Raw genomic sequence first — 13535 nt, 5'->3', positions numbered from 1 at the left:
AATGCCGGGGCGCTTCATTCAGTTCGCCTCGCACCGCCCCGCGGCCAGCGAGGCCCCGAGGCGGTCGGCCAGCCGGCCGGCCGCCTTGCGGTGCGCCGCCGCGAGCGCGAGCGGGTCGCCCTCCGACGACTCCTTCAGCGAGACCTCGCACGCGAACCCCGCCGCGCCCGACGGCGGCACTGCCGTCCATCGCGCTTCGAGCCAGGCGCCCTGGCCTGCAACGGTGTCGAATCGCGTGACGTCCACCCGCACGCGCCACGCGGCCGGGGCCGGCGGTGCGGCCGTGCGCACGTCACCCGTGGCCTGCCGTTCGCGCAGGCCGGCCAGCAGCGCCGCGCGCAGTTCGTCGCGCAGCGGGGCCACCCAGCGTTCCCGTTCCAGCACGCGCAGGCTGCCGTCGGGCAGGCGCACCACCCACTGGGGCTGGTCCACCGCCGGTGGCACGGCCACCGGGCCGAGGTCGACGAGGCGCTGCGGTGCCGCCGCGGCGGTGTCGGCCGCCGTGGCCGACTGCAGGCTGTGGAAGCGCGTGGGCGGGTCGGACGCGCACGCGGCGAGTCCGGCGGCGACGGCGATCACGAGGGGCGGCAGCAGGCGCATGGTGGCGTTCATCGGGAGGGGATCTTCGCGTCGTCCGGCTTGCCGCGCAGCAGCGATTCCGGATGGCGCTCGAGGTAGTCGGTCAGGGTGCGCAGCGACTGGGCCGCGCGCTGCAGGTCCTGCATCGTCTGTTCGGCGTTGCGCTGCAGCGGTGCGTCGGGCGAGAGCACGTGGCGGTCGATGTTGCCGAGCGTGGTCTGCGCGGAACCCATCGTCTTCTGCACCTCGGCGAGTGTCTTGCGCACCTCGGCCAGCGCGGCCTGGGCCTCGGGGCTCAGCTGGTCGATGGCCTTGTTGGCGCTCTGCAGCGTGCCGTTGAGGTTGCGGCCGATCTCGTCGAACGGCACCTTGTTGATCTTGTCGACGATGGCGGCGATCTGCGGCTGCAGCTCGCTCAGCGTGCCCGGCACGGTGGGGATCGACGGCACCTCGCCCTTGGTGTCGAACACCACGCGCTTCGCGTTCGGCATGAAGTCGAGGGCGATGTACATCTGCCCGGTGATCAGGTTGCCGCTGCGTGCCTGCGCGCGCACGCCGTGGTCGACAAGGCCCTTGAGCAGCACCACGTCGCGCCGCGCCGGGTCGGTGCCGGGCGGTGTGAGCGAGTCACGCGCGGCACCCAGGCGCAGCGGGTAGATGTCGGCCGTGACCTCGATGGGGAAGCGGTGCGACTGGCGGTCGAAGTCGAGGTCGATCGAGCGCACGGTGCCGATCTCGATGCCGAGGAAGTCGATGGGCGCGCCCACCGACAGGCCACGCACCGACTGCTCGAAGACCATGCGCACGCGCAGCGGCGCGCCGTCGGGCGGGGCCATGGCCGCCTTGCGGTCGGGGTACAGGGCGAAGATGTGCCCGTCGGCCGCGGGCGGCAGCGTCGTGCTGCCCGCCGGACGCTCGAAGGCCAGCCCGCCGGAGATGACCGACGCGAGCGTCTGCGTGTTGAGCGTGAGGCCGCTCGCATTGACGGACAGGTCGACGCCGCTCGCGTTCCAGAAGCGGGTCTGCGGATTGATCAGCTTGTCGTACGGCGCCTCGACGAAGATCTGCACCGCGATCTCGTCGGCCTCGGGGTCGAGCTTGTAGCCCACCACACGGCCCACCTGCGTGCGGCGGTAGTAGATGGGCGAGCCCACGTCGAGCGACCCGAGGTCGCCGGTGCGCAGCGCGAAGCCGCGGCCCGGTTCGCCGCGCAGCAGGTACGGCGGGCCGGGCAGGCCTTTGAATGAACTCTGGCTTTCGCTGGAGACACCGGCGTCCACGCCGATGTAGGCGCCCGACAGCAGCGTCTCGAGGCCGCTCACGCCGCCGATGTCGATGCGGGGCTTGACGACCCAGAAGCGGGTGTCCTCGACCGCGAGCGACGAGGCCGAACGGACGAGGCGGACGACGGCGGTCACGCTCTGGCGGTCGTCGCTCAGCGAGACGCTCTCGACACGCCCCACCACCACCTCCTTGAAGCGCACCTCGGTCTGGCCGGGTTTCAGGCCCTCGGCGCTTTCGAAGTCGATGGTGACCGTGGGGCCGGTGGCGAGCAGGCTGCGCACGAGCAGCGAGATGCCGACCAGCAGCGCCACGATGGGCACGAGCCACACGAGCGACGGCCCGCGCCAGCGGCGGGTCACCGGTTCCGGTGCCGCGGCGGGCTGGGGAGAGGGCACGGGCGGCGCGCTCGGATCGTCGGACTCACTCATGGGGCGGCGGGGAGGCGTTGGGTTGGGGGGGATTGTCGGCGGGATCGGGCCACAGCAGGCGGGGGTCGAAACTGGAGACGCCGAGGATGGTCAGCACCACCACCGCCCCGAACGCGACGAGCCCCGGTTCGGGTTCGACACCCGCCAGCGGGCCGAAGTGGATCATGCCCACGAGCAGCACGACCACGAACACGTCGAGCATGGACCAGTGGCCCACCGCCTCGATGCCGCGCCACAGCGCCGTGCGCTCGCGCGAGCACCAGGTGCTGTTGCGCCCGGCGCTGAGAAGCAGCAGCACGAGCGAGGCGATCTTGACGATGGGCACCGCGACACTCGCGACGAACACGATCACCGCGAGCCCCCAGTCGCGGTTCATCCACAGCTCGTGGATGCCGCCGAGAATGGTGTGGTCCACCGCGCCCTGGAGGCTGATGGTGGTCATCACCGGCAGCAGGTTCGCGGGCAGGTACAGCACGATGGCCGCCCACGTGTACGCCCACGCGCGCTCGAGGCTGCGCGGGTTGCGATGGTGCAGGTGGGTGCCGCAGCGCGGGCAGGCGAGCGGCGCGTCGGGCGCGGCATGGCCTTGCCGTTCGGACACCCGGCCGCACGTGTGGCAGCTGTAGAGGCCCAGCTGGCGGCCGGTCTGGATCGGCTCGTCGTCCATCATCCGGCCCCCAGTCGGCTGCCGAGCTTCCAGATCGAATGGAGGCCGGCGGCGGTGGTGGAAGTCAGCAGCAGCGTGAGGGCCGCGTACGCGAAGAGGCCCATGCCCGGCACGAGGTCGGCGATGCCGGCGCTGCGCACGATGGAAACGAGCGCGCTCAGCAGGAACACCTCGACCATGCTCCAGTACGTGGCGAAGCGCAGCGCGCGCATCGCGAAGCGGAAGCCGGGCGGCACGCGGCCGCGGATCAGGGAGCCCAGCACGTAGAGCCGCAGCAGCACCAGCATCGCGGGGAACACGATGGCCGTCACGCAGGCGAGCACCGCGGTGATGGGTTCGCCGGCCTGCGCGGTGAGCCAGATGGCGTGCGGCATCGTCACGGTCTTGTGGATGCCCTGCAGGTCGAGCGTGACGAGCGGCGCGAAGTTGCCGATCAGCAGGAACACCAGCGCCGCCAGCGCGAACGCGAGCTGGCCGGTGGGCGTGACGACGTGGCCGCGGCCGAGCAGCGCGCCGCAGCGGCGGCAGCGCGCCACCACGCCGCGGCTCAGGCGGATGCGCTTGTGCACGGCGTCGCACTCGTCGCACACCACCAGCCCGGGATGGCCCACCAGCACGGGCGAGGCCGCTTCCGGCGCGGGGGCGCTGGCGGGGCGCGCGGCTGCCTGCGGGATGTTCAGTCCGGGCATGGCGTGTTTCCGGGAGGGGCGGGGTGGGTCACGAAGGGCCGGTGCTTTCGGGGTGAGCGGATCGACGGGAGTGCGTAGCATGCCAGAGAGTCGGCTGGCCCCTCGCCGCCGAGGAATCCCGCGGGCCCGTGCACTTCGTCACATCGTCGTGTCACGGGCGCTGTGGTGTCGCTGTCACAATGCGGCCGGCGTGACCAGGGACCGAACAACAAGACAACCCCGGGGGAAACGAAGTGCGTCGCTTCGGCAGATCGCGTGGGACCACGTTCGCGCTGTGCGGCGTGTTGTTGATGGCAGCGATCGGCGCCGAGGCGTCGCGGTGGGGCCGTGAAGCGGCCTCCGCAGCGCCGACGCCGCCCGCCGTCCGGACCCTGGGCCAGGAGCAGGTGGTGCTGACCCCGCGCTCCGCGGCCCGCATCGAGATGCCCCGCGGCGTGCCCGCCGCCCACGCGAGCGCGCTGGCCGCGCTGCCCGGCGACGACCTGCTCGCCTTCTGGTGGGCCGGGGAACGCGAGAGCGGCGCCGACGTCAAGGTCTACGTGGCCCGCTGGGACGACGGCCGCTGGAGCGCGCCGCGCCCGGTCGTCGACCGCGACACCCTGGGCGACGCCCTCGGCTTCGCCGTGCGCCGCATCGGCAACCCGTCCGCCTGGGTCGCGCCCGACGGCCGTGTGCACCTCTACGTCGTCGCCACGGGCCTCGGCGGCTGGGCCGCCTCGCGCATCGTGCACCTCGTGTCGGCCGACGAAGGACGTTCCTTCGACGTGCAGCGCGTGCTGCCGATGTCGCCCCTCTTCAACACGAGCGCGCTGGTGCGCACGTCGCCGGTCGGCGCCGCCGACGGCGGGTGGCTGCTGCCGGCCTACTTCGAACTGGGCAACAAGTACCCGATGCTGGTGTCGTTCGACGAGGACGGCGACCCGCGGTGGATCACGCGCATCGGCTCGCTCACGACGGCGCTGCAGCCGGCCCTCGTGGCGGTGTCGGGCCGCGAGATGCGGGCGCTGATGCGTGACCACGGCGACGACCGCCGCCTGCAGCAGGCGGTCAGCCGCGACGGCGGCGAAAGCTGGGAGGACCTGCCGGCCTCGGGCCTCGCGAACCACGACAGCTCGGTGGCCGCGCTGCGGCTGCGCGACGGCGGCTTCGTGATGCTGCACAACGAGCAGATCGACACCGCCGCGTCGCCGCGGCAGTGGCTTCGCCTCTCGGTCTCGGCGGACGCGGCCAGCTGGGCGCCCGGCGTCGACGTGCTCAAGGGCCTGCCGGGCGACGAGTTCTCGTACCCGAGCGTGCAGCAGGTCGGCCGCGAACTCCACGTGACCTACACCTTCCAGCGCCAGGCGATCGCGCACCACGTCTACGACATCTCCTACGCGAGGACCGAGCGTTGAACCTTCCCCACCTCCTGTGGCAGAACGCCTACGGGCGCCTCGGCTGGACCGTCGTGCTCGCAGCGGTCGTGCTCGCCGTGATGGCCCTGCGGCAGCCGCCGACACGCCGCACGGTGCTGGCCACCCTCGGCCTCTTCGCCGTGCTGATGAGCCTGCCGGGGCCGTGGTCGCCCGCGCACTGGATCGGCCTGGCTTTCCAGCGGCCGAGCGCGCTCGGGATCGCTCTGTGCGTGCTGTCGATCGAGGCGCGGTGGTCGGGCCGCACGGACCGTGCCACGATGCCCGCGGCGTTCGCCGCGGTCATCGCGTTCGCGGGCGGGCTGCTGTACCTCGACGCCAGCGGCTGGATCGCCCGGGGCGTGTACCCGAGCGGGTTCGGCCCGGTGGGCGCACCGGTCGCGGGCCTGCTGATCGGTGTGGGCGCGGCGGCGGCCCTCGTGATGGAGCGCGGCACGGCGCACGCCGTCGCGCTGCTGGCCGCGGTGCTGGCGTTCGCACTGTGCCGCCTGCCCACCGGCAACCTGTGGGACGCGCTGATCGACCCGTTCCTGTGGGTGTGGGCCGTGGTGGTGCTGGTGCGCCGGGTGCCGCGACCGCGGCGCCAGCCGTTGCCGGTCGCCAGCGCCGAACCGGCGACCGTGCTCTGATGCGCGCGCTGCGACCCGGGCTGCGCCTGGCCCTGGCGATGGCCGCGGTGCTGTGGGTGGCCGGCACGCTCGCGCGCCTGGCCTTCGCGTTCGCCTTCGCACCCGCCGCCACAACCGCCTCCGGCCTGCTCGAAGCCCTCGTGCTCGGGGCACGCTACGACCTGCGCATCGCCCTGCTGTCGGTGCTGCCGCTGTGGGTGCTGACGCTGCTGCCGTGGGTGAGCCGGCGGATTCGGCCGCCGCGGGGCGAGGTGACGTGGCGCGTGCTGTGGCTCGTGGCCTGCTTCGTGTGGTTGCTGGCGGGCGTGTTCGACGCCGGGCACTTCGCCTACCTCGGCCAGCGGCTCTCCGGGATGCTGCTGTACCTCGCCGCGGACCCGCGCGAAGGCGCGGGCATGGTGTGGCAGTCGTACCCGGTGGGGTGGATCACCCTGGGCGTGGCCGTGGCCCTGCTGGTGCTCGATGCCGTCTTCCGGGGGTTGTGGTCGCGCGCCGCCGCGCCCGCCCGCGCGCCGCGGGCCCGCTGGCCGGCCGTGGGCGGCGAGGTGCTGGTCGTGCTGCTCGCGCTGCTGGCGGTGCACGGTCGCTTCTCTCAGTACCCGCTGCGCTGGAGCGATGCCGTCGAACTCTCGGACCCCTTCGGGCGGCAGCTCGCGCTGAACCCGCTGCAGAACCTCGCCGACACCTGGGCCTTCCGCACGCAGCACCTCGACGAGGCCGGCATGCGGCCCGACGCCGACACGATCCGCCGCTTCGTGGGCCTGCCGCCGCTCGCGGCCAGCGAGCCCGTGTCCTTCCTGCGTTCGGTGCCGCCGAAGGGCGGGCCGGTGCCGAACGTCGTGGTGGTGCTGCTCGAATCGTTCGCGGGCCACAAGGTGGGGGCGCTGGGCAGCCCGGCGGGCGCGACCCCGGCGTTCGACGCGCTGGCGGCCGAAGGGGTGCTGTTCACGCGGATGATGAGCGCCCACGGCCACACGGCGCGCGGCGTGTTCGCCACGCTCACGGGGATCCCGGACGTGTCACTGCAGTCCACCGCGTCGCGCAACCCGGCGGCCACGCGGCAGCAGGTCATCGCGAACGAGTTCAAGGACCACGAGAAGTTCTACTTCATCGGCGGCAGCACGTCGTGGGCGAACGTGCGCGGGCTGCTGACGGCCAGCATCGACGGTCTCGAGATCTACGAACAGGGGCGCCTGGCCTCACCGTCCGAGGACGTGTGGGGCGTGTCCGACCGCAACCTGCTGCGCGAGGCCAACGAGGTCTTCCGCACGCGGAAGCAGCCGTTCTTCGCGGTGGTGCAGACGAGCGGCAACCACCGGCCGTACACCATCCCCGCGGCCGACCGCGCCGAGTTCAAGCCGGCGCCGCGTTCGGCCGAGGCACTGAAGGCGCAGGGGTTCATCTCGGTGGAAGAGTACGAGGCCTTCGCGTACCTCGACTGGTGCATCGGCCGGTTCATGGCCGACGCCCGCAAGGAACCGTACTTCGCGAACACGATCTTCGCGTTCGTGGGCGACCACGGCATCATCGGACCCACGGGGTCGCACCTGCCGAAATCGTGGCACGACCTCGCGATCACGCAGGGCCACACGCCGTTCCTCGTGGTGGCGCCGGGCCGCGTGTCGCCGCGGCGGATCGACCACTGGGCGCAGCAGGTGGACGTGATGCCCACGCTCGCCTCGCTCGCCGGCATCGGCTACCGCAACACCACGCTGGGCCGCGACCTGCTCGACCCGGCGTTCGACGACGCTCGCGTGGCCTTCACGTTCCAGTTCGGCGGGCCGGGGCAGGCCGGGGTGCTGGTGGGGGACCGCTTCCTCGTGGACCGGCCGCCGCTGGCCGTGTTCGACATCCAGGCGGCGGATCCGTCGGTGGACCGGGTGGCGTCGTCCGACGAGGAGACGGTGCGGCGGGTGCGGGAGTGGGGGAGTTTCCCGCGGGCCTACGCGAATGCGGCGTTGTACCTGCAGACGCACAACCGGCGGTTGGACGGCCGCTAGCGTGTCAGTCCTTGGCGGCAGCGATCTGCCGCAGCGCCTGCTCGAACACCTCGGCGGGCTGCCCACCCTGGATCAGGTGCCGGTCGTCGATGATCACCGCCGGCACCGCATGGATGCCCTGCTGCTGGTAGAAGCGTTCCTGCTGGCGCACCTCGTCGGCGAACTCGCCGCTGTCCAGCACCTGCTGCGCACGGGCCGCGTCCAGGCCCACTTCACCGGCCACGCCCACGAGCAGTGCGGTGTCGCTCGGGTCCTGGCCGTCGGTGAAGTAGGCCTTGAAGAGCGCCTGCTTCAGTTCGTGCTGGCGGCCTTCGCCCTCGGCCCAGTGCAACAGGCGGTGGGCGTCGAAGGTGTTGTAGATGCGGCGGCGCGCGCCCATGCTGAACGTGAACCCGACGGACTCGCCCCGGGCGCGGATGTTCTCGCTGTTCTGCGCGAGCTGCTCCGGCGACAGGCCGTACTTCTCGCCCAGGTGTTCGGCGATGTCCTGGCCTTCGGGGCCCATGTTCGGGTTCAGCTCGAACGGCTGGAAGTGCAGGTCGACCTTCAGGTCGGGCCCGATGCGCTCCAGGGCGGTTTCGAGGTTGCGCAGCCCGATGGCGCACCAGGGGCAGGAGACGTCGGAGACGAAATCGATCTTCATGGGGACGGATGATCTCGCGGTCCGCCCCCTTCCGTCACGCGTGGGGCTATTTCGGGAGGGCGTAGGCGATCACGTGGTCGCCCGCCTTGGTGCCCAGCGAGCCGTGCCCGCCGGCGATCACCAGCAGGTATTGCCGGCCGTCCTCACCCTGGTAGGTCATGGGCGTGGCCTGGCCGCCGGCGGGCAGGCGGTGTTCCCACAGCTGGCGGCCGGAGGTCACGTCGTAGGCCCGCACGTAGTCGTCGATGGTGCCGGTCAGGAACGCCACGCCGCCCGCGGTGACGATGGGGCCGCCGATGTTCGGCACCCCCATGCGGAACGGCAGCGGCAGTGGCGTGATGTCGCGCACCGTGCCGTTGCGGTGGCGCCAGGCGATGCGCCCCGTGGTGAGGTCGGCGCCGGCCACGTAGCCCCACGGCGGCGCCTGGCAGGGGATGCCCAGCGGTGACGTGAACGGGTGCAGCTTCACCGCGAACGGCGCGCCGAAGTTCTCGTTGAGCTTCGGCAGCATGCCGTGGGGCGCCTCCTTGCCCTGGACGTAGGTGGTGGTGGCATCGGCCCGCGGGATCAGCGTCGAGACGAAGGCGAGGTAGGTGGGCGTGGTGAAGGCCACCTGGCGCACCGGGTCGACCGCGATGCCGCCCCAGTTGAAGACGCCGAAGTTGCCCGGGTAGACCAGCGTGCCGCCGGTGGACGGCGGGGTGTAGCGGCCCTCGTAGCGCAGCTGGTGGAAGTTGATGCGGCACGCGAGCTGGTCGAACAGGGTGGCGCCCCACATCGACCGCGGCGTGAGCGGCGGCGGGTCGAACGACAGCGCCGAAACGGGCTGGGTGGCCGCCGTGTGGTCGCCCTCGGCCGCGCCCTGCGGGGCGGGCCGCTCGGTGACGGGCAGCAGCGGCTGGCCGGTGCGCCGGTCGAGCACGTACAGCTCGCCCTGTTTCGTGGGCTGCACCAGGGCGGGCACGTTCTGGCCGCCGATGGTCAGGTCGACGAGCGTGGGCTGGGCCGGCACGTCGTAGTCCCACAGGTCGTGGTGCACGGTCTGGAAGTGCCACTTCACCTGGCCGGTGGCGAGGTCCAGCGCCACCACGGACGACGAGAACTTCTCGGCGGACGGGCTGCGTTTTCCGCCCCACTGGTCGGGCGGCTGGTTGCCCATCGGCACGTAGACCAGGCCGAGGGCCTCGTCGACGCTCGAGATGGACCAGCTGTTCGGCGAGTTGGGTGTGTACTGCTGGTCCGCCCCGATCGGCGTGGTGGCGTCCGGGTTGCCCGAGTCCCAGTTCCACACGAGCGCGCCGGTGTCGACGTCGAAGGCCCGGATCACGCCGGAGGCTTCCTTCGTGGACACGTTGTCGAGCACCGTGCCGCCCACGACGACGAGGCGTTTCGTCACGACCACCGGCGACGTCGAGTAGTACGAGCCCGGGTTCACGTTGGGCATGTTGGCCCACAGGTCGATCTGGCCCTTGCCGCCGCCGAACGCGGGGCAGGGCTGGCCGGTCTCGGGGTCCAGCGCCACGAGGCGGGCGTCGGACGTGGGCATGAACAGCTTGTTCAGGCAGGTGTCGCCGGGCACGGGGGACGGTCCGGCGTGGAAGGAGACCCCGCGGCAGGTCAGGTGCTGCAGGGCGAGTTCACCCTGGACCTTGGGGTCGTGGCGCCACAGCTCGGCGCCGGTGGTGGCGTCGAGTGCGATCACCGACTGGTGCGGCGTGCAGAGGAACAGCCGGTTGCCGACCTTCAGCGGCGTGACCTCGAAGGTGGTCTCCACCGGATCGCCGGGCTGGCCGCGGACGTCGCCGGTGCGGTAGGTCCACGCGGGCTTCAGGCGGGCGACGTTGTCGGGGGTGATCGCGCGCAGCGGCGAATGCCGCTGGCCGGCGGCGGTGCGGCCGTAGGCGTGCCATTCGCCGTCGGGCACGGGCGACGCGGCGGCCGGCAGGTCGCGCGGGGGGAGGTCGCCCGCGACGTCGTGCGGATCGAACGCCCACGACGCGGCGGCGACGGCCACCGAGACCAGCAGCACCGCGGCGAGCGGCCCCCGTCCGAGCGGCTGGCCGTCCGCCTTCGGCCAGGGCAGCAGCAGCCACACGGCCATCAGCACGAACACGTCGGCGCGGGCGGCGATGGGCCACCAGTCGAGGCCCGCTTCCCACACCGCCCAGACCATCGTGGCGGCGAGCAGCAGCGCATGCACCGTCAGCACGAAGCGCCGGCCGAGCGCGAGCAGCACGCCCTCGATCACCAGCACGGCGCCGGCCGCGACGTAGAACCACGAGCCGCCGAGCCGGACGAGCCAGGCGCCGCCCCCGAGGAGCATCAGCCCCAGCAGCGCGGTGATGGCGCCGCCGATGGGGCGGTACGGAAGGCGAGCAGTGGGCGACGCGGTCATCGGAGCTCCGGCAGCGGGGGTGTCGTCCCGCAGGCAATCGGCGCTCCCGAGTGGCGTGTCTTCAGACTTCTTTACGTCACTCCGGCTCGACGCCCGCGGCCTTGATGATCTGTCCCCACTTCACCGCCTCGGCGGCCTGGAACTTCGCGAGTTCGTCGGTCGACGTGGTCCACGCGTCGCCACCGGTGCTCTCGTAGAAGCCCAGGGCGCCCGGGCCCTTGGTCGCGTGCACCAGCAGCTCCTGCAGGTGGGCCACGACCGGCGCCGGGGTGTGGGCCGGCACGTATGCGGCGAACCAGTAGGTGAACTCGTAGCCCTTCACGCCGGCTTCCGAGATGGTGGGCACGTCCGGCAGCATCGCCAGGCGCTTCGACGTCGACACGCCGAGCGCACGCAGCTTGCCGCCCTTGACGTGGGGCACGCCGGTGGCGGTGTCGGTGATCATCAGGTCGATCTGGCCGCCGATCAGGTCGGTGACCGCGTTCGGGTTGCTCTTGTAGGGCACGTGCAGGATGTCGGTGCCGGTCATCTGCTTGAACAGCTCGACGGCCATGCGGCTCGACCCGCTGCCGCCGCCGAAGGTCAGCTTGCCCGGGGCCTTCTTCGCGGCCGCGACGAGTTCGGCGACCGTCTTGTACGGCGCGTCGGCGCGCACCACGAGCACCTGGCCGCCCTTGCCGAGGCCGGTGACGGGCACGAAGTCCTTCACCGGGTCGTACGGCATCTTCTTGAAGAGGTGCTGGTTCGCGGCCTGCGTGGTGTTCGTGGCGATCAGCACGGTGTAGCCGTCGGCCGGCGAGCGCGCGACGAACTGGGCCGCCAGCATGCCGTTGGCGCCGGCGCGGTTGTCCACCACCACCGGCTGGTGGCCCTCCTGGCTCACGGACTGGCCGAGCGCGCGGGCCAGCATGTCGGTGGCGCTGCCGGCCGCGAACGGCACGACGAAGTTGATGGGCTTGGCCGGGTACGCCTGGGCCAGGACGGTCCCCGCGCCCATCGTGCCGAGGGAGGCGATGGCGAGGGCGGCGAGGGTCCGGCGCCGGGGCATGTCGAACCGGGTGGGGGCGGTCATGGGAGGTCTCCAGGGAAGGTGTCGGACGGACCCCGCAGGTGTCCGGCCAGGTCGGGTGAAATCGAGAGGGGCAGGTCGAGCAGCAGGAAGGAGAGGGCCTTGCCGTGGCTGTCGAGGTTGAGCGAATCGTTGACGCCGCCATCCAGCACGTCGTCCAGCACGAAGTTCATCGCGTGCAGGTTCGGCAGCAGGTGGCGGGTGACCTTCGTGGGGCGGCGGTGGCGGAACAGGTCGGCCACGGCGTCCTCGGTGACCTGGGCGACGAGGGTGTCCCACAGCGCGGGCGACCAGGCGATCACGCTGATGTTGGAGCGGTTGCCCTTGTCGCCGGTGCGGCCGTGGGCGGCGCGGTGCAGCGGCACGTGGATGAAGGAAGGGGCGTTCATTCGGAGAAGCTCCAGGCGATGGGCACCTGCTCGCGCGGCACGAGGCACGACACGGTCCCCAGGCGCGCCCGCAGGCTCGTGCGCACGCCGCCGCCGCCGGCCGGGCCGGTGGTGTAGAGCGCGGTCACCTCGCGGTTCAGCCGCTCGGCCGTCGCCCGGTCGGGGTGGCTCGCCGCGGCGCGCAGGCGCACGTCGTGGCCGTCTCCGGGAATGCGGTCGGCGAGGTCGCGGCCCGCGTCGTCGGCGAACACGCTGGTGACACCGATCAGGTCCAGGCGCAGCGACAGCGCGGGCAGGCGTTCGCGCAGCACCCGGCCGGCCAGGCGGGCGCGGGCCTCGGCGCGGGCGCCCGCGTACGAGATCTCGCCCTCGGCCAGCCAGCCGTTGGCGTGGCACACGTTGACCTTCAGGTCGGCCGGGCGCGGGTGGCCGCGCACGCCGGTGAGGCGCACGCGGTCGGGGCCGAGTTCGGTGACCACGGCCTCGCCCAGGTCGGCCACCACGTCGGGCGTGACGTAGGCGTGCGGGTCGTGCACCTCGTAGAGCAGCTGCTCCTTGACGGTGTGGGCGTCGATCAGTCCGCCGGTGCCGGCGGGCTTGGTGATCGTGCAGTGCCCGTCGGCGTCGATCTCGGCGATGGGGTAGCCCAGCCGCGCGAGGCCCGGCACGTCCTTCAGGCCCGGGTCGGCGTAGTAGCCGCCGGTGACCTGGGCGCCGCATTCGAGCAGGTGGCCGGCCATCGTGGCGCGGGCCAGGCGGTCCCAGTCGTCGCGCGCCCAGCCGAAGTGGGCGAGGGCGGGACCCACGACCAGCGACGGGTCGGCCACGCGGCCGCACACCACCACGTCGGCCCCGGCCGAGAGCGCGTCGGCGATGGCCTCGGCGCCGATGTAGGCGTTGGCGCTGACGACCTCGAGGCCCCGGGCAACGTCGCCGAGCGTGTCCAGGCGGCCGCTCAGGTCGTCACCCCGGACCACGGCGATGCGAGGCGGCCGGGCGCCCAGTTCGGCCGCCAGCCGGGCGATGCGGCGCGCGGCGCCCTCGGGGTTGGCCGCGCCGAAGTTGCTGACGATGCGGATGTTCGCTGCGAGGCACCGGGCCAGCACGGGCCGCAACAGGTCGTCCAGCAGGGGCTCGTAGCCGGCGTCGGGGTCCTGGCGGCGGGCCAGCTGCGCGAGGGCCAGCGTCCGTTCGGCCAGCGTCTCGAAGATCAGCACGGCCGGGCCGCCCGCGGCCGCCAGGGCCTCGACCACCGGGCCGGCCGCGTCCGTGCGGTCGCCGGAGAACCCGGCCGCGCAGCCCACCCTCAACACCTGTCCCTGTCCATCCACCATCGCTGGAAATCCGAGCG

General features: G+C 72.5%; 12 protein-coding genes. 3 read left to right on the top strand and 9 right to left on the bottom strand.

Annotated elements, in window-relative coordinates; genetic code table 11:
* Positions 1–18 precede the first annotated feature (18 nt).
* From A4W93_RS20055 to A4W93_RS20040, 4 genes are read right to left on the bottom strand one after another with little or no spacing between them, the layout of a single operon-like run.
* Positions 19–612: a PqiC family protein gene (locus tag A4W93_RS20055; protein WP_085752287.1), complete on the bottom strand. Its 594-nt coding sequence runs from the start codon at positions 610–612 to the stop codon at positions 19–21.
* Positions 609–2291 (bottom strand): PqiB family protein, encoded by a 1683-nt coding sequence (locus tag A4W93_RS20050; RefSeq protein WP_085752286.1) that lies wholly within the window; start codon positions 2289–2291, stop codon positions 609–611. The genes A4W93_RS20055 and A4W93_RS20050 overlap by 4 nt, the downstream gene beginning before the upstream one ends.
* Entirely contained in the window at positions 2284–2961 is a 678-nt protein-coding gene (locus A4W93_RS20045; RefSeq protein ID WP_237357585.1) for a paraquat-inducible protein A, read from the bottom strand. The genes A4W93_RS20050 and A4W93_RS20045 overlap by 8 nt, the downstream gene beginning before the upstream one ends.
* Positions 2958–3647 carry a paraquat-inducible protein A gene (locus A4W93_RS20040; RefSeq protein ID WP_157782198.1) on the bottom strand — a complete coding sequence of 230 codons (690 nt, stop codon included), beginning with the start codon at positions 3645–3647 and terminating at the stop codon, positions 2958–2960. Before A4W93_RS20040 ends, A4W93_RS20045 begins: the two co-directional genes overlap by 4 nt.
* A gap of 290 nt (positions 3648–3937) precedes the next feature.
* Here A4W93_RS20040 and A4W93_RS20035 point away from each other — a divergent pair, with 290 nt between their 5' ends.
* Genes A4W93_RS20035 through A4W93_RS20025 form a run of 3 tightly spaced genes read left to right on the top strand, consistent with a single transcriptional unit; the run spans position 3938 to position 7688 of the window.
* Entirely contained in the window at positions 3938–5041 is a 1104-nt protein-coding gene (locus A4W93_RS20035) for a sialidase family protein (protein WP_085754254.1), read from the top strand.
* Positions 5038–5688, top strand: a complete 651-nt coding sequence (locus tag A4W93_RS20030; RefSeq protein ID WP_085752283.1) for a hypothetical protein — start codon at positions 5038–5040, stop codon at positions 5686–5688. Before A4W93_RS20035 ends, A4W93_RS20030 begins: the two co-directional genes overlap by 4 nt.
* Positions 5688–7688: an LTA synthase family protein gene (locus A4W93_RS20025; protein ID WP_085752282.1), complete on the top strand. Its 2001-nt coding sequence runs from the start codon at positions 5688–5690 to the stop codon at positions 7686–7688. Before A4W93_RS20030 ends, A4W93_RS20025 begins: the two co-directional genes overlap by 1 nt.
* Positions 7689–7692: 4 nt before the next feature.
* Here A4W93_RS20025 and A4W93_RS20020 read toward each other — a convergent pair whose 3' ends face one another.
* The 5 genes from A4W93_RS20020 to A4W93_RS20000 form a co-directional block, all read right to left on the bottom strand.
* Positions 7693–8331 carry a DsbA family oxidoreductase gene (locus tag A4W93_RS20020; RefSeq protein ID WP_085752281.1) on the bottom strand — a complete coding sequence of 213 codons (639 nt, stop codon included), beginning with the start codon at positions 8329–8331 and terminating at the stop codon, positions 7693–7695.
* Between the two features lie 46 nt (positions 8332–8377).
* Positions 8378–10726: a membrane-bound PQQ-dependent dehydrogenase, glucose/quinate/shikimate family gene (locus tag A4W93_RS20015; RefSeq protein ID WP_085752280.1), complete on the bottom strand. Its 2349-nt coding sequence runs from the start codon at positions 10724–10726 to the stop codon at positions 8378–8380.
* A gap of 76 nt (positions 10727–10802) precedes the next feature.
* Positions 10803–11798: a Bug family tripartite tricarboxylate transporter substrate binding protein gene (locus A4W93_RS20010; RefSeq protein ID WP_085752279.1), complete on the bottom strand. Its 996-nt coding sequence runs from the start codon at positions 11796–11798 to the stop codon at positions 10803–10805.
* Positions 11795–12184 carry an AtuA-related protein gene (locus tag A4W93_RS20005; RefSeq protein WP_085752278.1) on the bottom strand — a complete coding sequence of 130 codons (390 nt, stop codon included), beginning with the start codon at positions 12182–12184 and terminating at the stop codon, positions 11795–11797. Before A4W93_RS20005 ends, A4W93_RS20010 begins: the two co-directional genes overlap by 4 nt.
* A complete protein-coding gene (locus A4W93_RS20000; protein WP_085752277.1) occupies positions 12181–13518 on the bottom strand; it encodes an acyclic terpene utilization AtuA family protein in 1338 nt (445 codons plus the stop codon). Before A4W93_RS20000 ends, A4W93_RS20005 begins: the two co-directional genes overlap by 4 nt.
* Positions 13519–13535: the final 17 nt, after the last annotated feature.

The organism is Piscinibacter gummiphilus (assembly GCF_002116905.1).
GTDB lineage: Bacteria > Pseudomonadota > Gammaproteobacteria > Burkholderiales > Burkholderiaceae_C > Rhizobacter > Rhizobacter gummiphilus.
The sequence above is the reverse complement of the archived record's forward strand: the minus strand, read 5'-3'. Positions and strand labels throughout refer to the sequence as shown.

Excerpts from the sequence above, each read along its gene's own strand:
- A4W93_RS20055 (WP_085752287.1), bottom strand. The coding sequence starts at position 612 with ATGAACGCCACCATGCGCCTGCTGCCGCCCCTCGTGATCGCCGTCGCC.
- A4W93_RS20050 (WP_085752286.1), bottom strand. The coding sequence starts at position 2,291 with ATGAGTGAGTCCGACGATCCGAGCGCGCCGCCCGTGCCCTCTCCCCAG.
- A4W93_RS20045 (WP_237357585.1), bottom strand. The coding sequence starts at position 2,961 with ATGATGGACGACGAGCCGATCCAGACCGGCCGCCAGCTGGGCCTCTAC.
- A4W93_RS20040 (WP_157782198.1), bottom strand. The coding sequence starts at position 3,647 with ATGCCCGGACTGAACATCCCGCAGGCAGCCGCGCGCCCCGCCAGCGCC.
- A4W93_RS20035 (WP_085754254.1), top strand. The coding sequence starts at position 3,938 with ATGGCAGCGATCGGCGCCGAGGCGTCGCGGTGGGGCCGTGAAGCGGCC.
- A4W93_RS20025 (WP_085752282.1), top strand. The coding sequence starts at position 5,688 with ATGCGCGCGCTGCGACCCGGGCTGCGCCTGGCCCTGGCGATGGCCGCG.
- A4W93_RS20020 (WP_085752281.1), bottom strand. The coding sequence starts at position 8,331 with ATGAAGATCGATTTCGTCTCCGACGTCTCCTGCCCCTGGTGCGCCATC.
- A4W93_RS20015 (WP_085752280.1), bottom strand. The coding sequence starts at position 10,726 with ATGACCGCGTCGCCCACTGCTCGCCTTCCGTACCGCCCCATCGGCGGC.
- A4W93_RS20010 (WP_085752279.1), bottom strand. The coding sequence starts at position 11,798 with ATGACCGCCCCCACCCGGTTCGACATGCCCCGGCGCCGGACCCTCGCC.
- A4W93_RS20005 (WP_085752278.1), bottom strand. The coding sequence starts at position 12,184 with ATGAACGCCCCTTCCTTCATCCACGTGCCGCTGCACCGCGCCGCCCAC.
- A4W93_RS20000 (WP_085752277.1), bottom strand. The coding sequence starts at position 13,518 with ATGGTGGATGGACAGGGACAGGTGTTGAGGGTGGGCTGCGCGGCCGGG.